The sequence below is a fragment of the Brevibacillus sp. NPDC058079 genome, assembly GCF_042885155.1.
Classification (GTDB): Bacteria; Bacillota; Bacilli; order Brevibacillales; family Brevibacillaceae; genus Brevibacillus.
This window is the reverse complement of the sequence record NZ_JBHVSO010000006.1, coordinates 1-17,319: the sequence shown is the minus strand read 5'-3', so window position 1 is coordinate 17,319 and position 17,319 is coordinate 1. Positions and strand designations below refer to the sequence as shown.

Sequence of the window (17,319 nt, the reverse complement as noted above, 5' to 3'; positions counted from 1 at the left end):
TCTGTTGGAACTACCTCTTTTGGAAAAAGTCCTTCATTATCTTACCACAGCTGTTCAACAACTGGATATGAACGGAGAGCTATAGATGAAGAAAAGGAAAAATGATACAATTTTCAAGCAAATCACTCCATGGGTAAAGGCGGGGTCATCATGAAACTTGAGTGCATCTCCATGAAAGGAAGCGGCAAAAGCAATGAGGACGCCTATGTGATTCAGCAGGTCAAGCATGTGTATGCGGTCATCGACGGCATTACGTCGCTGATCCCGTATGAGAACGCAGCAGGACAGACAGGTGGAGCTATCGCTGCAGAGCTCGTAAAAAAGCAGCTGGAAGCAATGCCGGAGGATGTAGCTTTGCACGATTATTTGGAGACGATAAACGAAGCACTTCAGGAGCATATGCAGCAAAGCGGCATCGATCTTAAGAAAAAGGAAGCATTGTGGGGAGCGGCCTGTGCAGTCGTCCGTGTAGGAGATGCCCATATCGAGTACGCGCAGTTGGGAGATTGCATGATATTTGTCGTTTATGATGATGAGACTGTGCGACCCCTGACACATACGCAAGTCAGCCATTTGGAACAGGCAGCCTTGGCGAAGTGGGAAGAAGGAATCAAAGAAGGATTGTGTACCCGAACAGAGCTGTACGAACGATGTATGGACATCCTGATCCATAACCGCTATCAGGCGAATGGACCAGGAGGCTATGGCGTATTGAATGGCGATGTTGCCTGTCGGGATTTTATCGAGTATGGACGCATCAATCGAGTTGGCGTGAAGGCATTGGTGCTGGCAACGGATGGTCTTTTCATGCCGAGAGCTTTAGGTGAAGCACAGCCGAAGTGGGAAGAGACGGTCCTGCCAATCGTACATAAAGGGCTGCAACGTTATACAGACGATCTCATCTCTCTGGAAAACAAAGATCCCGAATGCATACGCTATATCCGCTTCAAAAAGTCAGACGACAAAACGGGAATGATCCTTAATCTTCATTAACAGTTTGGTGCAGTTTGCCTTTTGCACAAATCGATTGGCTCATATACACTACAAATGGTATTTAAGCGAAGAAAAAAGGACGGTTTTCCATGATTCAAGTAAATCATTTACAAAAGGATTTCCGCATCCATCAGTCCAGACCGGGCCTTGGTGGTGCTTTTCGTGATTTGTTTAGTCGGGAGTACAAGACGGTAAATGCGGTGGATGACCTTTCCTTTACAGTAGAGGAAGGGGAAATGTTCGCGCTGATTGGGGAAAATGGTGCCGGAAAATCGACCACGATCAAGATGCTGACAGGTATCTTGACCCCGAGCGACGGTGAAATCGTCATTAACGGCTATGTGCCTTTCAAGCAGCGTGAAGAGTATGTTCGATCCATCGGAGTTGTTTTCGGGCAGCGCTCTCAGCTTTGGTGGGACCTATCTCCGCTAGAGTCCTTCCGTCTGTTGAAAAGTGTTTATAAGGTTGACGATGCAGAAGGAGAAAAGTGGCTGGAGCGTTTGATTGAGGAGCTGGATATTTCTCCGTTCGTCAGTCAGCCAGTACGCAAGTTGAGTCTCGGACAACGGATGCGCTGTGAAGTGGCAGCTTCATTGATTCATAAGCCACGTCTACTGTTTCTCGATGAACCGACAGTTGGACTCGATGTGCTCGTTAAGCAAAAAATCCGTGAGTTTCTCCGCAATCTGAATGAGACGGAAAATATGACGATCTTGTTGACGACTCACGATGTGTCAGACATCGAAGCACTCTGTAAACGCGTGCTTGTCATGGACAAAGGGAAGCTGATCTTCGATGGCTTGCTGAATGACCTCAAGGAAAAATGGGGCAATGGCACAGAGGTGTCCTTCCAAATGAAAAAGCGCACTTCAACAGCCGCACTTCGTCAGGCATTGGGAGAGATGCCTTGTGAGATCAAGCAAATCAATGATTTTACCCTTAGTGTAAAAGTAGCGCGAAGTCAGGAAATGCTGCCCTTTGTTTTGTCGACAGTCATGTCATCGTTTGAAGTCAGCGATGTGAAAATTGAGGAGACGAGCACAGAGGATATCGTTCGCAACATTTATTCCTCAGACCAAGAGGTAGCTAGCCATGCGTAAGCTTTATATGGAACTCATCCGCATGAGGTTTTTGACGATGCTTGCCTATCGTGTGAACTATTACAGCGGGATCATTATCTACGCGATTAACATCGGTGCGTACTACTTTTTATGGGGAGCAATCTACGGAGGCCAGCAGCAGCTGGGCGGGCTTACGGTGGAACAGATGACTTCCTACGTTGCGATTGCTTGGATGTCGCGGGCGTTTTATTTTAACAACATCGATACAGAAATAGCCCAGGACGTCCGAGAAGGCAAGGTCGCGATCGAAATGATACGCCCTTATAATTACTTGTCCGTGAAAACGGCGCAGGCGTTTGGGGAAGGGATCTTTCGCTTTCTCTTTTTCGCGGGTCCAGGGATCTTCCTTATCAGCCTGATCATTCCATTCAGCTTCCCGGCGACAGCGACTGGATGGGGGCTTTATTTGATCAGCTTGATGTGTGCGTTTTTGATCAATACACAAATCAATCTGGTAACAGGCTTGCTGACTTTCTTTCTGTTCCGAAACGATGGCATGATGCGAGCCAAGCGGGTCGTGGTGGATCTGTTGTCTGGTCTCGTGCTGCCGATCAGCTTTTTCCCGGGCTGGGCGCAAACGGTAATGGGTTATCTCCCATTTCAGGCGGTCAACTACTATCCGAGCCTGATCTTCACAGGTGCGATTACAACGGAGCGTTCCTGGGAATTGATCGGTTTTCAGGTCATTTGGATGTTTGTCATACTGGTTCCCATCTTGGTGATGTGGCGTCTTGCCCGCAACAAGCTGGTTGTGCAAGGAGGGTAGAGCATGCAAAACATGAGACATATTTTCAGTATTTTTGCCGACTACCTGAGTCAGTATTTCAAGACGAGACTTGCCTATCGAACGGATTTTATCGGGGATTTTGTGTCCAATCTGGTTTCTGAGTTGATCAATCTGGTCTTTATTATTGTCGTGTTCACGCATGTTCCGCTTATGGGGGATTGGACGCGTGACGAGATTATCTTTATCTATGGTTTCTTTTTGGTTCCATACGCGTTGTTCTCGATGTTCTTCGGTTTTTGGGACTTCAACGAAAGGTATATCATCCGGGGCGAGATGGATCGCATCCTGACGAGACCGATTCACAATCTGGCACAGGTGTGTCTCGAGTCGATTGCACCAGACCGTATTTTTGGAGTCATAACCGGGATCATCATCATGGGGTATGCTGCCATTCAACTCGATTTGTCGTTTTACTGGTACGACGTGTTCATCTTTATCGGGCTCTCGATCAGCGGGGCACTGATATACGGTGGCGTGTATACTGCGATTGCTGCGGTTAGCTTCTTTTCCGACTCGCGGACAGGGATTGCCCCGATGATTTACAACATCCAGCAATATGGGCGCTATCCGGTAGACGTGTACAACAAGGCGATTCGCTTTGTGCTCACCTACGTGCTGCCGTTTGCCTTCGTGGGTGTTTATCCAGCGGCTTACTTTTTGCGCAAGGAAGTCTGGTACACATATGCGGCAATGACGCCGGTAGTGGCTGTTATTTTCTTCGGGATTGGGCTGTTAGTCTGGAACTGGGGAGTCACGAAATATCGGGGAGCGGGTTCATAGGGGCGTATTGATACAAATAGCGATTCTTGATGATTTATAATCCAAAGTCGTTGTGGTAATATTGGATGTAACGAGATCTAAAAGCATAAAGTAAAAAAAGACCGTCCCGGCTGCAACCGAAACGGTCGATACAATAGGCGCTTCCCGCAAAGGGGTGCGGCTCAATACTATGTTGTGAAATAGACCGCAGAGCTGTCAACTCAAGAGCGGTCTATTTCTTTTTGGTCAAGGTAACAACCAAGCTGATCACCTTTATCCCTACTAAACAAATAGGAAAAATAAACAAAAAGTGTCGAGCTGGCAGTTTCCTCTATTGTCAAATCAAAAAACAGCAGTATAATATGCTGTATACAACTACACATTCCTTCGGGGCAGGGTGAAATTCCCGACCGGCGGTGATCATGCTTTATGCATGTTAAGCCCGCGAGCCTCCCGAGCTGAAAGTAGCGACGGAGTGCAGGATCTGGTGTGATTCCAGAGCCGACAGTACAGTCTGGATGGGAGAAGGATGACGACAGTACGTTTATCACACGTGCTTGTTTGCCTGTGCAAACGGGATGAGAACGTAGAGGCCAGCCCTCTAGTTTCTTGTACCTTTTATTTGTGCATGGTTTGTCATACGCTTGCAAATGCCCTGTGGAACTTATAGCCACAGGGTTTATTCTGTTTGTGTAACAAGACGTGTGAGCTTACAACGACTGTTGCCATTCCTCAAGAAGGAGTAGAAAAATGAGGAGATGGTAAACATGAAAGAAACAGCGCTGCATTCTTCGCGCACACGTGCAACCCAAAAGCTGGTGACGATTCCCATGCTGGCGGCCGTTGCATTTATTCTGCAGTATCTCGAGGTTCCTGTTCCGCTGATGCCAAGCTTTTTGAAGCTCGACTTCAGTACACTCCCGGCATTGATCGGGGGACTCATGTACGGACCAGTAGCCGGCGTTATTATCGAGGTACTGAAAAATACACTGCATATGCTCTTCAAAAATACAGACGGTCTTTTGATCGGTGAACTCGCAAACGTCGTAGCAGGATCAAGCTTTATTTTTGCGGCTGTCTACATGCAGCGTCTGGGCCAAGGCAAAAAAGGCTTCCTGACTGGTCTCGCTCTGGGAACGATTTTGATGACGATTGTCATGGCTGTGGCAAATGCTTATGTGCTGTTGCCTGCGTACGCTGTGCTTTATCAAATGCCGATTGAACAGCTCTTGACCATGTTCAATGCGACAAGTATCTGGTCATTGGTACTGTACGGAATCGTCCCATTCAATCTCTTCAAAGGTGTTATGATTTCAGTGGTTGCGTATCCGATCTACGTGAAGCTCGGCTCAAGAATCGCTGCGCGTACCAACAATTGACAACCACGATGTGACTCGCTAATATGTTTAGTTAATAGATAGTCACAAAAGGCTATGAAAGGACCCGCAGCTATTCCCACGTGACAGAGAGTCGGCCCTAGTCTGGAAGGCTGATACGTAAAGGATAACTGCACCCCATCCTGAAGCCGCTGGTGAAGAGCTTAGCCGGATGCCCACCGTTATCGGGTTATCGAGAGGACTATGGCGTATGCTGTAGTCAATCAGGGTGGTACCGCGGAAGTTGATCCTCCGTCCCTTTTTGGGATGGGGGATTTTTTGCATTTTACGTAAGAACAAAAAGGAGCGTAGACGGATGAAAGAGGACAAAGCGTTTGTAAAAGAAATTACACCGCAATCGGAGGATTTTTCGCGTTGGTACATCGATGCCATCAAAAAGGCGGATTTGATGGACTACACACCGGTACGCGGCTGCATCGTGTTCAAGCCGGATGGCTTTGAGCTATGGGAGCGAATTCAAGAGGCGATGAATAAACGTTTCAAGGAGACAGGGCATCGCAATGCCTATTTCCCGATGTTGATCCCCGAGTCCTTCTTTCAAAAAGAAAAAGAGCATATCGAGGGCTTCAATCCAGAGCTGCCTTGGGTAACAGAGGCTGGGGGCGAGCCGTTAGAGGAAAAGCTCGCGCTACGTCCAACCTCCGAGACGATCATTGGACATATGTACAGCCAATGGATTCAGAGCTACCGCGACCTGCCTGTATTAATCAACCAATGGGCAAACGTTTTTCGTTGGGAAAAGCGGACGATGCCGTTCTTGCGGACATCAGAATTTCTCTGGCAGGAAGGCCACACGGCACATGCGACAGAGGAGGAAGCTCGTCAGGAAACGATGCAAATGCTGGAGATTTACCGAGAGGTCGTCGAGCAGGAGCTGGCCATTCCGGTTTGGAAGGGACAAAAAACACCGAGTGAACGCTTTGCCGGTGCTGTTGACACGTATTCCATTGAAGCGATGATGAAGGATGGCAAAGCAGTGCAAGCGGGCACCTCGCACTATTTGGGCGATAAATTCGCGCGCGGCTTTGAAATTAAGTTTTTGGATCGTGACAATCAGTTCAAGTACGTTCACACCACATCATGGGGAACCTCTACACGACTGATTGGTTCGATGATCATGGTGCATGGCGATGACCGCGGTCTAGTGTTGCCGCCTCGCATGGCTCCGACACAGGTTATTATGATCCCAGTCGGTCCGATGAAGCTGCGCGAGAAAGTCATGGAGGCGTTTGATCCACTTTTTGACGAGATCAAGGCCGCAGGCGTGCGTGTCCGTGCTGATCTTCGTGAAGAAACACCAGGCTGGAAGTTCAATGAGTGGGAAATGCGCGGGGTTCCTCTACGTCTGGAGCTCGGCCCGCGTGACGTGGAAAATGGTCAAGTAATTCTGGCTCGTCGTGATACAGGGGAGAAGGTGACGGTTTCACTTGAAGGTATCGCGCAGACAGTTGTTCAACTGTTGGAAGAGATTCAGCAAAATATGTTCCAAAAAGCACTAGCCTTTCGTGATGAGAACTCACATTTGGGGATCGATACACTGGAGCAGCTATCCGCTCATATTGCAAAAAGCGAGAGCGAAAACAAAACGAGCGGATGGGTGTTAGCCGGCTGGTGTGGGGATGATGCTTGTGAATCGAAGATCAAAGAGGAAACCAAGTTCACTTCTCGCAACATCCCGTTTGAGCCTCCTGTACAAAAGAATGCCTGCATTTGCTGCGGCAAAGAGTCACAGCATAGCGTCTGGTTCGGACGGGCGTATTAATCAAAAAAAGGGTGTGTCCACGCTTCGGCGGCAGGGCACACCCTTTTTTCATCTAGCGCTTGAGTATCCAATCGGTAAAAGCTTGCACATCCGTAAAGTGGTAGTCAGGCTCGGGATCGAATTTTCCCGACTTTTGTGTAACCAAAAGCCAATCCACACCGACTGTTCGCAAACCAGCGGCTCGACCAGCCAACACGTCAGCATCACTGTCACCTACGAAAATGGTTTCCGCAGGCGTAGCGCCTAGTTGTTTCATAGCAGTAAAAATACCTTCTGGATGAGGCTTTGGATGTGTGACCTCATCCCCTGTGATCACGACGGAAAAATACGAATCTAATCCCCATTCTCGAAGGGAGATGTCAGCGCTTTTGCGCCCTTTTCCTGTTACGATTCCCATTTGGATACCTGCTGCGTGAAGTTCGTCGAGCATGCTTCGGATATTTTCAGGATTTTGTACGCGGGAGTGTTCATCTGTGTATACACGAAAAAAATGAGCGAGGGCGTTGTCATGCGCATGTGAGGGAAGCTTGTTTTGCAAAATGCCTGTCTCTGTGGGGCCAAAGAGAGCTACAATCTGCTCGTCGGTATAATGCTCTTGTAAAAACTGCTGAAAGGTAGAGCGAAAAGCGGTGAAGATCAAGGGGAGGGTATCGGCAACTGTGCCGTCGAAATCAAACAAGATCGTCCGCATGGGAGTCCTCCTTTGATTAGAAAATGAAAGAAAACCATCGTATCTGATGGTTTTCTTGGTGACTTACTCATCCGAATCATCAAAAGGATCATCTGAATCATCTGTTGGGTCAGCTGGAGTCAATGGGAACAGGGTGTCGAAAAACTTGAATTTTCGACGGCCAGATTCCTTTTTGAACCCTTTGTACTTTTGTAACAGCTCAGAGATGTCTTCTACAAATTGATTACGTTCCTCTTGACTCAAATAAAATTCAGTCAAATTATAAGCAAACGTATTTTGATACTCTTTCCTAACATCTTGGTCGCTTGCGACGAAGCGATTGAGAGTTCGCATGAGGTCCTTTTCCGTAGTACGAAACGGAGTAAACATGACATCACTTAATTGTTGAGCGTTTTCTTCAATCATCAATTGGAGCTTGACCTGAATGACCTTGGCAACAGGCTCATAATATTTCTCCACAATAGAGCCTTTTACCCGGGTATCCACCTGCTCAAGCAGCCCAACACGCACGAGCTCCTTTACATGGTAATGTAGCCGTGCAGCATTTTCGCCTAGTTCTGTAGCGATTTGTTTGGCCGTTCTGGGCTCCAAATCTTCAAAGAGTTCCAAAATTTTAACCCGTTCCGCTATAGCAAGCGATTTTAGCGCTTCTGGATCTGTTACTTCAAAAAACTCTTTCATGCGAATTCACCATCCAACTGACTAGGCCAAATTTTATTTTTTTTTATTCTATCCTTTTCTGAATCAAAGCGCAACTTGTATGCGGATGAAGTGACTACTAGATTGTGGTAAAATGGGACCAGCGAAAACAGGACATTATTGAGAGGAGGGAAAAGTTTGACGGCAGTAGGACAAGCTGCACCTGCATTTACTTTGCAGGCGAGCGACAATCAGACCATCTCACTTTCCCAATTTCATGGACAAAATGTGGTGCTTTATTTTTATCCGAAGGACCAAACGCCGACATGTACCACAGAAGCATGCGACTTTCGTGACTTCCATTCGGGCTTTGCTGAGCTGAATACAGTTGTTCTCGGGATCAGTCCGGATTCTGTGAAATCGCATGACAAATTTATCGCGAAGCACGAATTGCCTTTTCCACTTCTGGCAGATCCGGATCACCAGGTGGCAGAGGCTTATGGTGTGTGGGCATTGAAAAAAATGTACGGAAGAGAGTACATGGGCATAGAACGCACGACGTTCGTCATCGACGAAGAAGGCAACATTGCAAAAGTGTGGCCAAAGGTAAAGGTCAAAGGACATGTGCAGGAAGTGCTTCAATTTATTAAGGATGAACTTCAATCTTAACGTAACGTTTATTTCGCAATGGGCGAATGGAGGAACATACAGATGAGTGTATCCACGGAATATGTTGTAGAAAGCTTTTGCCAATTGGCGAACATCCCAAGTCCATCCGGCAATACGGAAAAAGTAATGGCCTGGGTTGCACAAGAGTTAGAAAAGCTTGGCGTTTCCTATAAACGGACAAACAAAGGGGCAATCGTGGCAACAGTAGCGGGGGCCAATAACGAAAAGGCAAGACTCTTGACAGCTCACGTCGATACGCTGGGCGCGATGGTAAAAGAAATAAAGAGCAACGGGCGTTTGAAGCTGACCTTGATCGGCGGCTTTGCATTCAATGCGATTGAAGGGGAGCACTGCGCTGTAGAGACTAGCAGCGGTCGTCTTGTAACCGGTACCATTTTGTCCACCAAAGCTTCTGTGCATGTATACAGCTCAGAAGCGGGGAAAGCGGAACGCAATGATGCGAACATGGAAGTCCGACTGGATGAAAAGGTCACAAACAAAGAGCAAGTATTGGAACTTGGGATTTCCGTCGGAGATTTCGTCTCCTTTGATCCTCGCGTGACTGTAACGGATAGCGGCTTTATTAAGTCCCGTCATATCGATGACAAAGCAAGCGTAGCTGTGCTGTTAGGGGTTCTGAAAGAACTGAGTGAATCCAACGTGAAGCTGCCTTACACCACGCACTTTTTTATCAGCAATAATGAAGAGATCGGCTACGGCGGCAACTCCAGCATCCCTGACAACGTGGTGGAGTACCTGGCTGTCGACATGGGCGCGATTGGGGATGGACAGACGACAGATGAGTATTGCGTGTCCATTTGTGCGAAGGATTCCACAGGACCTTACCACTACGGATTGCGCAGCCATCTGACCAAGCTCGCACAAGCGAACGGTCTGAACTACCAAGTGGACATTTATCCCTACTATGGTTCTGACGCAAGTGCTGCACTGAGAGCTGGATATGACGTTGTCCATGGTTTGATCGGACCGGGAGTAGATGCATCCCATTCCCATGAACGTACACATAAAGAAGCGCTCGACAACACGGCAAAGCTCGTTATGGCCTACCTTCAATCAGAAGAAATGCAAGCATAGGAGGACCAGATGAGCAATATGTATCAATGGGCTGACTACTATGATCTCACTCAACGCGGTGTTGCGGGTGATGTTGAGTTCTATCTGGAACAAGCCAAGCTGGCAGGGGGAAAAGTGCTGGATCTCGCTTGCGGCACGGGAAGAATCAGCATTCCGATGGCTCAGGCTGGCATCGACGTTACGGGAATTGACCTATCCCAGGATATGTTGGCAAGGGCTCAGGTAAAAGCAGAGGAACATGGTGTAACATCCGGCTTGAAGCTATTGCAGGGGGATATGCGCGCCTTTGACCTACAGGAGTCATTTTCGCTGATTATGATTCCTTTTCGGTCGTTTTTGCACCTGTTGCATGTTCAAGAGCAAATGAAGGCATTGACGTGCATTCGCAAGCATCTGGCTCCAGGCGGGAAGTTCATCATGAACGTGTTTGTGCCCAAGATTCATCATTTTTACGAGGAAAATGAAAAAATGTCCTTGCGTGGCACCTATCCACTTCCGTCGGGGGAAGAGGTTGCGATGTGGGATTACACCCGTTATGACCATTTTCAGCAACTGTCCGAAGTGACACGCATATATGAGCGTACGGATGCACAGGGAGTTGTGACGGAACGGGTGAGGGGCCGATTTACTCTCCGCTATATTTTCCCCGCGGAGCTTCATCATCTGCTTCGCTTAAACGGCTTGAAGGTCACACAACGATACGGTTCTTTTGCAAAGACACCTTTTGAAGCAAATAGCTCAGAATTGATTCTGGTCGCAGAAGCTTTGTAAACGGAACCTGTGGAGGGGATACGGAATGAAGATTTATACAAAGTCAGGGGATAAAGGTGAGACGTCACTGGTTGCAGGTGTCCGCGTGCCAAAGTTTGCAGACCGTGTAGAGGCATATGGTACGTGCGATGAAGCCAACTCGCAGATTGGATTGGCCCTGGCTCTGCTGCCTGCGACAGAAGAATGGAAGGAATTGCAGGATGTTTTCCATGTCATTCAGACAAAGCTGTTTCATGTAGGGGCTGAGCTGGCGACGCCAGAAGGCAAAAAGGTAGGTTGGCCAATTGCAGAAGAGGACATTACTTTTCTGGAAGAGCAAATTGACATGCTAGATGCAAAGTTGCCTCCACTCACCAATTTTATTTTGCCTGGCGGACATCCGGCAGCAGCTGCCTTCCATGTTTCGCGTACGGTCGTCAGACGTGCAGAGCGCAAAGCAGTCCATGTGGCACAGCAGGAGCAGGTAAACCCGTCCGTGGTCAAATACCTCAACCGATTGTCTGATTATCTGTTCGTTGTGGCTCGTCATATTAATAAAGAAACAGGTGCAGTAGAGAAAACGCTGCACGAATAGGGAAAAGCCCCCTGGATCAAGCAGGGGGCTTCTCTTTTTAATTGGTACGCAGGTAAGTGGTGATTCCCGGGAGAAAGTCGATTTTCTCTGTGTGAAAAGTATCGTAGAGAAGCTTTCCGTCCTTACATGCGTTTCCTTCTAGCAGCATGGTGAGCTGCGTATTTGTAATCGGGAAAAATGGGAATCTCTCCATCATATTTACCACAGGCTTCATAAAAGCAAGGGGAATATGAATTTTATTGACCTTCCGCTTTCCGATAGCCTCGCCAATCGTATCTAGGATTTGTCCGTAGGAGAGTGGTTCGGGTCCACCTGTTTCGTAAGTTTGATTGGTTGCTTCTGGTCTGCTCAAGGCTTGGACGAATACATCGGCCACTGTCTTGCGAGCAACTGGCTGCAAAGGGTATGAGCCATCGCCAATGACCGGTGTGATAGGTAACCGAACCAGATCGGCGAGCATGTTCACAAATTCATCCCCAGGACCAAAAATAACAGATGGACGGAAAATGACGTACGGAATACCGCTTGCTTGCACAAGCTGCTCCGCTTCGTATTTGGTTCGGTGATAGGCGCTCGTGGCGTTTTCGCGTGCACCCAGAGCACTCATATGGACAAAGCGCTTGATTCCAGCTTGCTTGGCGGCCTCCAGTACATTTTTTGTACCTTCTACATGGATACGAGAAAAGTGAATGCCTTTCCCCGGTTGTTCGCGAATAATTCCGACGAGGTGGATGACAGCATCGCAGCCTTGCATCGCTCTCATTAATGATTCTTTATCAAATAGATCACCAGTTGCTTCCGTTATTTGCGCATTGGCGGATTCTTTGTAGGGAAGCTGACCTGTTGAACTAGCTCTGGTGAGGCAAACCGTCTCATATCCTTCTGCTTGCAAGCGCTCGAGTATACCTCGTCCAACAAACCCTGTGGCACCAGTCAGGAATACTTTCATGGAAAACCTCCTTCCGTTAAATACTTCCAGACTCATTGTACAACAGGTGCAGCTTGCGGTGCTATCGATCGCTGTGTTGACCAAGGCGGTATAATGTAGGGAAAAGGGGGATATATTTATGGCACAACGCAAAGTACCTGTTGCCGACATTTTGGATAATTTGCAGCAGCTTTATCCGGATGCGCACTGTGAATTGAATTATACAACCCCATTTGAACTTCTCATTGCGACCATTCTTTCTGCTCAATGTACAGATAAACGGGTGAATGAGATTACGGCACCCATGTTCCAGCAGCTAAACCAGCCGGAGCATTACCTTCATTTGACACAGGAAGAAATGGAAGAGCATATAAAAGGGCTCGGGTTGTATAAGAATAAGAGTAAAAACATTTTAGAGACCTGTAGAATCTTGTACGAAAAATACAATAGCGTCGTTCCACAAACGCATGCCGAGCTAGAAGCATTGCCGGGGGTAGGGAGAAAGACTGCAAATGTCGTTTTGTCCAATGCATTCGGGATTCCTGCGATCGCGGTGGATACGCATGTATTCCGCGTAGGAAACCGGTTAGGCCTTGCGAATAGCGACAATGTGGACGAAGTGGAGCGTCAGCTCATGAAGCGCATTCCGAAAGAGAAGTGGACGGATGCGCATCATTGGCTAATCTGGCACGGCAGACGTGTATGTTCGTCGCGCAATCCACAGTGCGGCAGCTGTACACTTCAATCCATGTGTAAGTTTGCACAGGCTGAAGCCAAAAAAGCCAAAAAACCTGCAACCAAAAAGCCTGCAAAAGCAAAGTAAAAACTTGATTTTCCACTTCTTTCTTTCCAAATCGGATGAATGGATATTGACAGTTTTCGCCGACTAGACGTACACTTATTTATAGTAATTCTAATCAATGACATTAGAGAAGCTTGTTCTTTTGTCTTGCGAAAGACTGTGGGGTGTAACAAGATGGTACAACGTGTGGAGAAAGCTGTTGAAATCCTGAAGAATACCGGGGTTCGCATGACACCTCAGCGCCATGCAATTTTGACCTATTTGCTGGAAACGATGACTCACCCGACGGCTGACGAAATATATAAAGCCCTTGAAGGCAAATTCCCGAATATGAGCGTTGCAACGATTTATAACAATCTACGAGTCTTTAAAGATGCTGGATTGGTTACAGAGCTCACTTACGGGGATGCGTCCAGCCGATTCGATGCCAATGTGGAAGAAGATCATTATCACGCGATCTGTTCCTCCTGTGGTGCGATCAGGGACTTCCACTTTCCGTATTTGCGGGATGCAGAAGTAGCTGCTTCCAAAGACATCGGCTTCAAAGTAACCGGACATCGTATGGAAGTTTATGGCGTTTGTGATTCCTGTCAAAAGAATCCCCACTAAGAATGTATTTGATGGATGAGCACCTCCTGCTTGAATCGGATAATCCCGGTGATGCAGGGGGTGTTTGCTTTTGGAGGACATAACCCTTTCTGTCGATATCTGTAACCTTTTGACTTTTCGTACGTCTTCTTCTTGGTAGGAAGCTTGTCCGTGAATTACCAGAATACAAAAGGTTGTGAATGGATTGAACCAACGCTATGATCGAAATAATGAGTCAAATCATACAGCCCAAGTCAGAAGACAGGCTTATGTACCGGGAAGCAGGTGGAGATTATGAGCAGGGAGTCAGGTAGAGCTCTGCGTCCAAGAAGAAGGAAACGACGGGTTTTTCGCACGCTGTTTTTGTTAAGCTTTCTCTTGTTGGCCATCTTCGGCAGCATTTACTGGTTTTTTGTGCTTCGTGCCTCAACTGAGCATGTGCAGCCGTATGATGGTGAGAAAAATGTGATTGTATACGAAGGCTCGCGGAAAGATTCCACGTATTTATTGGAATCAGAGCAAATATTACTGCCCTTTGATTTCATTAAAGAGAATATTGATCCTTCGATTTTTTGGGATGAGCCTACACGTTCTGTTATCGTCACGACGAAGGATAAGGTGCTTCGGATGGAGAGCGGAGAAGTTGTCGCCTATCTGAACAAAAAACCTGTGGATTTACTCGTTCCGGTAAAAGAGGTCGACGGCACACGCTATGTCCCGTTGGATCCTTTGGAAAAGCTGTATCCTTATTCTTTTGAGCGAAAAGCAGATACGGGTGTCCTAGTCGTCGAAAAAGAGGGCTATGAAATCCAGCAAGCGAAAGTGGTCGCTGCCGAGGAAAAACAAGTAGTTCGTACCGGTGCTTCTCACCGAACCCCAATCGTAGCAGAGTTGTCCTCAGGAGAGGTTGTTGACGTTCTTGGCAAAAAGGAAAACTGGTATCGCATTTTGACGGCCTCAGGAGTAGGCGGATTCATTTCAGAGAAAAGTATTGAGATGACGGATGTGCGCAAAGCCACGCTGGAGCACACGACTGCTACCGGACAACAACATGCTGCTTGGAAGCCTGAGGGCAAGATCAACCTCGTATGGGAGCACGTCGTCAGTAAAAATCCGGATGTTTCAAAAATTGCTGCATTACCAGGGGTAAATGTAGTTTCTCCTACTTGGTTTGAAATGAAGGATGCAGAAGGAAATCTGTTGAACAAGGCTGATCCTGCGTACGTCAAATGGGCTCATAAGAGGGGCTACAAGGTTTGGGGTCTAGTTACAAACGGTTTTAATCCAGATTGGACCAAATCTGTTCTCAGTAGCTATGACAAGCGAGATAAGTTAATCGCCCAACTCTTGTACTACGCTCATCTATACGATCTGGATGGCATCAACATCGATTTTGAGAACGTGTATTTAGAAGAGAAAGAGGAGCTCGTTCAGTTTGTTCGGGAGCTGACGCCGTATCTCCATCAGCAAGGACTGACCGTTTCCATAGATGTGACGATCAAGTCGAATGCTAAGCAATGGTCTATGTTCCTGGATCGGAAAGCTTTGGCCGAGGTTGTCGATTATGTTGCGGTGATGACGTATGACGAGCATTGGGCAGCGAGTCCAAAAGCTGGTTCTGTCGCATCGTTGCCATGGGTGGAGCGGGGCTTGCAAGGAGTGTTGGAAGAAGTCCCTAACGAAAAGCTGTTGCTGGGTGTACCTTTTTACACACGCTTGTGGACAGAAGCCAAGCAGGCTGATGGCACTGTGAAGGTAAGCTCCAAAGCTTATACCATGACGAAGGCGCAGGAATGGATCAACGAACGCAAGCTAACGACAGTTATGGATGAAGCTTCAGGTCAACATTACGTGGAGTATAAAGACCCGAAGGATGGCAACGTCTATAAAATGTGGCTAGAAGATGTAACTTCTATGAAGAAGCGTATGGAGATCGTCAATAAGTACGACTTGGCGGGTGTAGCTTCTTGGCGCCGTGGTTTTGAGGTGCCGGAGATTTGGCAAGCAATTGACGAGACTCTGAAATAAAAGACAGACAGCTTTCACGAAAGAAAGCCACCTGCACCCCGAATGCTCGGGAATTAGCAGGTGGCTTTTTACGTATAGATGAAAGGAATTATATTATGTCTAGTTTTGCTGAGGATGTACGTCTTCTAGGCGTAAAGGTTGTCCACAAAACATACAGGCGTCTTCTTTACCCAACATCTTCGTGACTTTTTGACATGAAGGGCATTGTACCTGTGGAGCTGAAGTGGAGACCATCCCAGAAATCATAAACAAGACTGTACTGCCCATTGTCAGAATGAACCCGATGATCAAAAGCAGCGTCATAAAAATGTAAGAGCCTTTTAAGAGGCTTCCAAGTAAAGGAATAAAGTCCAAATAACCTGCAAAAAATGCGTACCCTGTATACATCAGCAAAATGCCGATTACCATACTCCAGTTGCCCCATGTGCGCATGCGTTTGATCTTGCTCAGGCGTTCTGTATTTTTCATGATCATTCCTCCTACCCTATAGTATAGCATACAAAGGATTTGTCTGTTGACAAGCAGGAAACGGACAAGACTTGTAGAATCCATAAGTTCAACCCAGGGGGCAGGGAGGAACAAGGCATGACTTTAAGGCAAACGTATCTGAAAAATCTCCAGCAGCGTTTGGATGTGCAAGCGGTGCTTGTTTTGAATGATCCGGATATGCTAGTCCCTTTTCGCGAGGGAATCTTTTATTTCGTCGTAGTAAATGAGCCCCAAGCTGATGGTAAAATCCGTCGCATGCTATTTCAGGAACAAGTGATCATCGAGCAGCAAATCAGCACGTGGCAACTGGAGAAGGGAGCCATCTGCGGTTTGGATGAACGACTTGCCGAGATGCTTCGAAGGGCAGAAATCGTTTGGGACAAAGAACATTATATGAAACAAATGAAGCTGCGTCTGGCTAGTTTGTCATCTTCTCTCCAGAAAAAACATATCTGTAAGGAGTATTCCCAAATCCTTCGTTTTTTTCACGAGACAAAAGAGTTTTTGCAGCAATGTATGATGCTGGACGCGCATCACTCTGCTATTCAAACGATTCACTATTTGGCTCGTCTCATTGTATATGAAGCGGGAGATCATCCTCAGCCAGCATTATGGACGCAAGTCAAACAGATAGATCCTTCTATATATAAGTTGTATGAGGAGCTATCTTTTAATGCAGAAGCATTGGAGAAGCGAATTGAACTACTTGTGCTGGCAATTGAATTTTGGATCGCATCCAGAACAAAGGAATCTGTTCGATACTTGGTTGAGCTCATGGAAACAAAATCAAGGCCTTGGCGTTTGGAAGAGTTGATGAATCATCCGATGATTACGGAGGCAGAGATTGAGATTCCTCTCGTGATAGATAAGATGCTTCAGCGCCTGTTGATCCAAGAGATCGTATGCAAAGAAGGGGAAAATGGCGACAGAGAAACAGGTTTTATTTTAATGGGATAAAAATTTTTCAATTAGTGTTGACTTCTATTTGTGATCCATGCTATATTAACAAACGTCGCTGCTGCGCTAACGCAGAATGGCCGAGAAAAAAGTTTTAAAAAACACTTGATTTCTTAAGTGGTTATGTGGTAAATTAAGAAAGTCGCCTCTGGGCGGCGGAACAAAAAATGTTCTTTGAAAACTGAACAGCGAAAGCGTTAATGAGTCTATCATTAAATGATTTGCCAGCTTTGAACCAGTAACAAACTTTATTGGAGAGTTTGATCCTG

The 17,319-nt window shown here is 47.0% G+C and carries 19 protein-coding genes and 1 riboswitch; of the genes, 14 read left to right on the top strand and 5 right to left on the bottom strand.

Annotated features, from left to right (window positions below; all coding sequences use genetic code 11):
* Positions 1–150 precede the first annotated feature (150 nt).
* The 6 genes from ACFVS2_RS18200 (at position 151) to proS (ending at position 6,819) form a co-directional block, all read left to right on the top strand.
* Positions 151–993 carry a protein phosphatase 2C domain-containing protein gene (locus ACFVS2_RS18200; protein ID WP_390236268.1) on the top strand — a complete coding sequence of 281 codons (843 nt, stop codon included), beginning with the start codon at positions 151–153 and terminating at the stop codon, positions 991–993.
* Between the two features lie 89 nt (positions 994–1,082).
* Positions 1,083–2,093, top strand: coding sequence for an ABC transporter ATP-binding protein (locus tag ACFVS2_RS18195; RefSeq protein ID WP_173618017.1), 1,011 nt, complete (start codon positions 1,083–1,085; stop codon positions 2,091–2,093).
* Positions 2,086–2,880, top strand: a complete 795-nt coding sequence (locus tag ACFVS2_RS18190; RefSeq protein WP_007729824.1) for an ABC transporter permease — start codon at positions 2,086–2,088, stop codon at positions 2,878–2,880. The genes ACFVS2_RS18195 and ACFVS2_RS18190 overlap by 8 nt, the downstream gene beginning before the upstream one ends.
* A 3-nt stretch (positions 2,881–2,883) precedes the next feature.
* Complete coding sequence (locus ACFVS2_RS18185) at positions 2,884–3,681, top strand: ABC transporter permease (RefSeq protein ID WP_007729827.1); 798 nt, start codon at positions 2,884–2,886, stop codon at positions 3,679–3,681.
* 358 nt (positions 3,682–4,039) lie between these two features.
* Positions 4,040–4,194, top strand: a riboswitch (FMN riboswitch).
* Between the two features lie 233 nt (positions 4,195–4,427).
* A complete protein-coding gene (locus ACFVS2_RS18180; protein ID WP_007729829.1) occupies positions 4,428–5,039 on the top strand; it encodes an ECF transporter S component in 612 nt (203 codons plus the stop codon).
* A gap of 313 nt (positions 5,040–5,352) precedes the next feature.
* Positions 5,353–6,819 carry a proline--tRNA ligase gene (gene proS / locus ACFVS2_RS18175; protein ID WP_173618015.1) on the top strand — a complete coding sequence of 489 codons (1,467 nt, stop codon included), beginning with the start codon at positions 5,353–5,355 and terminating at the stop codon, positions 6,817–6,819.
* 52 nt (positions 6,820–6,871) lie between these two features.
* Here proS and ACFVS2_RS18170 read toward each other — a convergent pair whose 3' ends face one another.
* Complete coding sequence (locus tag ACFVS2_RS18170) at positions 6,872–7,510, bottom strand: HAD family hydrolase (protein ID WP_173618014.1); 639 nt, start codon at positions 7,508–7,510, stop codon at positions 6,872–6,874.
* 63 nt (positions 7,511–7,573) lie between these two features.
* Positions 7,574–8,191 (bottom strand): winged helix-turn-helix domain-containing protein, encoded by a 618-nt coding sequence (locus tag ACFVS2_RS18165; protein WP_173618013.1) that lies wholly within the window; start codon positions 8,189–8,191, stop codon positions 7,574–7,576.
* A gap of 156 nt (positions 8,192–8,347) precedes the next feature.
* On the opposite strand from ACFVS2_RS18165, the gene bcp reads away from it, so the two are divergent.
* From bcp to ACFVS2_RS18145, 4 genes are read left to right on the top strand one after another with little or no spacing between them, the layout of a single operon-like run.
* The gene (gene bcp / locus ACFVS2_RS18160; protein ID WP_390236264.1) at positions 8,348–8,818 is read left to right on the top strand and encodes a thioredoxin-dependent thiol peroxidase; all 471 of its coding nucleotides are present in this window, start codon (positions 8,348–8,350) and stop codon (positions 8,816–8,818) included.
* 42 nt (positions 8,819–8,860) lie between these two features.
* Entirely contained in the window at positions 8,861–9,913 is a 1,053-nt protein-coding gene (locus tag ACFVS2_RS18155) for a M42 family metallopeptidase (protein WP_390236261.1), read from the top strand.
* 9 nt (positions 9,914–9,922) lie between these two features.
* On the top strand, positions 9,923–10,684 hold the full coding sequence (locus tag ACFVS2_RS18150; RefSeq protein WP_390236258.1) for a class I SAM-dependent methyltransferase: 762 nt from the start codon (positions 9,923–9,925) through the stop codon (positions 10,682–10,684).
* A 25-nt stretch (positions 10,685–10,709) separates the two neighbouring features.
* Complete coding sequence (locus ACFVS2_RS18145) at positions 10,710–11,258, top strand: cob(I)yrinic acid a,c-diamide adenosyltransferase (protein WP_390236255.1); 549 nt, start codon at positions 10,710–10,712, stop codon at positions 11,256–11,258.
* Between the two features lie 37 nt (positions 11,259–11,295).
* Here ACFVS2_RS18145 and ACFVS2_RS18140 read toward each other — a convergent pair whose 3' ends face one another.
* Positions 11,296–12,207 carry a complex I NDUFA9 subunit family protein gene (locus ACFVS2_RS18140; RefSeq protein ID WP_390236252.1) on the bottom strand — a complete coding sequence of 304 codons (912 nt, stop codon included), beginning with the start codon at positions 12,205–12,207 and terminating at the stop codon, positions 11,296–11,298.
* A gap of 118 nt (positions 12,208–12,325) precedes the next feature.
* Here ACFVS2_RS18140 and nth point away from each other — a divergent pair, with 118 nt between their 5' ends.
* The 3 genes from nth (at position 12,326) to ACFVS2_RS18125 (ending at position 15,604) form a co-directional block, all read left to right on the top strand.
* Positions 12,326–13,009, top strand: coding sequence for an endonuclease III (nth, locus tag ACFVS2_RS18135; protein ID WP_172142485.1), 684 nt, complete (start codon positions 12,326–12,328; stop codon positions 13,007–13,009).
* A 153-nt stretch (positions 13,010–13,162) separates the two neighbouring features.
* Entirely contained in the window at positions 13,163–13,597 is a 435-nt protein-coding gene (gene perR / locus ACFVS2_RS18130) for a peroxide-responsive transcriptional repressor PerR (protein WP_047073745.1), read from the top strand.
* Positions 13,598–13,870: 273 nt separating this feature from the next.
* On the top strand, positions 13,871–15,604 hold the full coding sequence (locus ACFVS2_RS18125) for a glycosyl hydrolase family 18 protein (RefSeq protein WP_390236248.1): 1,734 nt from the start codon (positions 13,871–13,873) through the stop codon (positions 15,602–15,604).
* A 99-nt stretch (positions 15,605–15,703) separates the two neighbouring features.
* Here the strand turns inward: ACFVS2_RS18125 and ACFVS2_RS18120 are convergent, their stop codons facing one another.
* Positions 15,704–16,072, bottom strand: coding sequence for a YgzB family protein (locus tag ACFVS2_RS18120; protein ID WP_173618006.1), 369 nt, complete (start codon positions 16,070–16,072; stop codon positions 15,704–15,706).
* A gap of 117 nt (positions 16,073–16,189) precedes the next feature.
* Between ACFVS2_RS18120 and ACFVS2_RS18115 the strand changes: the two genes are divergently transcribed.
* On the top strand, positions 16,190–17,050 hold the full coding sequence (locus tag ACFVS2_RS18115; protein WP_390236245.1) for a hypothetical protein: 861 nt from the start codon (positions 16,190–16,192) through the stop codon (positions 17,048–17,050).
* 66 nt (positions 17,051–17,116) lie between these two features.
* Here the strand turns inward: ACFVS2_RS18115 and ACFVS2_RS18110 are convergent.
* Positions 17,117–17,319, bottom strand: a 203-nt coding sequence (locus ACFVS2_RS18110) for a hypothetical protein (protein WP_390236243.1), incomplete at its 5' end; no start/stop codon positions are given.

Bases quoted from the DNA above. Each gene is read 5' to 3' on its own strand.
- ACFVS2_RS18115 (WP_390236245.1), top strand. From the start codon at position 16,190: ATGACTTTAAGGCAAACGTATCTGAAAAATCTCCAGCAGCGTTTGGAT.
- ACFVS2_RS18170 (WP_173618014.1), bottom strand. From the start codon at position 7,510: ATGCGGACGATCTTGTTTGATTTCGACGGCACAGTTGCCGATACCCTC.
- ACFVS2_RS18155 (WP_390236261.1), top strand. From the start codon at position 8,861: ATGAGTGTATCCACGGAATATGTTGTAGAAAGCTTTTGCCAATTGGCG.
- perR (WP_047073745.1), top strand. From the start codon at position 13,163: ATGGTACAACGTGTGGAGAAAGCTGTTGAAATCCTGAAGAATACCGGG.
- ACFVS2_RS18195 (WP_173618017.1), top strand. From the start codon at position 1,083: ATGATTCAAGTAAATCATTTACAAAAGGATTTCCGCATCCATCAGTCC.
- ACFVS2_RS18185 (WP_007729827.1), top strand. From the start codon at position 2,884: ATGCAAAACATGAGACATATTTTCAGTATTTTTGCCGACTACCTGAGT.
- proS (WP_173618015.1), top strand. From the start codon at position 5,353: ATGAAAGAGGACAAAGCGTTTGTAAAAGAAATTACACCGCAATCGGAG.
- ACFVS2_RS18165 (WP_173618013.1), bottom strand. From the start codon at position 8,191: ATGAAAGAGTTTTTTGAAGTAACAGATCCAGAAGCGCTAAAATCGCTT.
- ACFVS2_RS18200 (WP_390236268.1), top strand. From the start codon at position 151: ATGAAACTTGAGTGCATCTCCATGAAAGGAAGCGGCAAAAGCAATGAG.
- ACFVS2_RS18180 (WP_007729829.1), top strand. From the start codon at position 4,428: ATGAAAGAAACAGCGCTGCATTCTTCGCGCACACGTGCAACCCAAAAG.
- ACFVS2_RS18120 (WP_173618006.1), bottom strand. From the start codon at position 16,072: ATGAAAAATACAGAACGCCTGAGCAAGATCAAACGCATGCGCACATGG.
- ACFVS2_RS18125 (WP_390236248.1), top strand. From the start codon at position 13,871: ATGAGCAGGGAGTCAGGTAGAGCTCTGCGTCCAAGAAGAAGGAAACGA.
- ACFVS2_RS18190 (WP_007729824.1), top strand. From the start codon at position 2,086: ATGCGTAAGCTTTATATGGAACTCATCCGCATGAGGTTTTTGACGATG.
- ACFVS2_RS18150 (WP_390236258.1), top strand. From the start codon at position 9,923: ATGAGCAATATGTATCAATGGGCTGACTACTATGATCTCACTCAACGC.
- ACFVS2_RS18145 (WP_390236255.1), top strand. From the start codon at position 10,710: ATGAAGATTTATACAAAGTCAGGGGATAAAGGTGAGACGTCACTGGTT.
- nth (WP_172142485.1), top strand. From the start codon at position 12,326: ATGGCACAACGCAAAGTACCTGTTGCCGACATTTTGGATAATTTGCAG.
- ACFVS2_RS18140 (WP_390236252.1), bottom strand. From the start codon at position 12,207: ATGAAAGTATTCCTGACTGGTGCCACAGGGTTTGTTGGACGAGGTATA.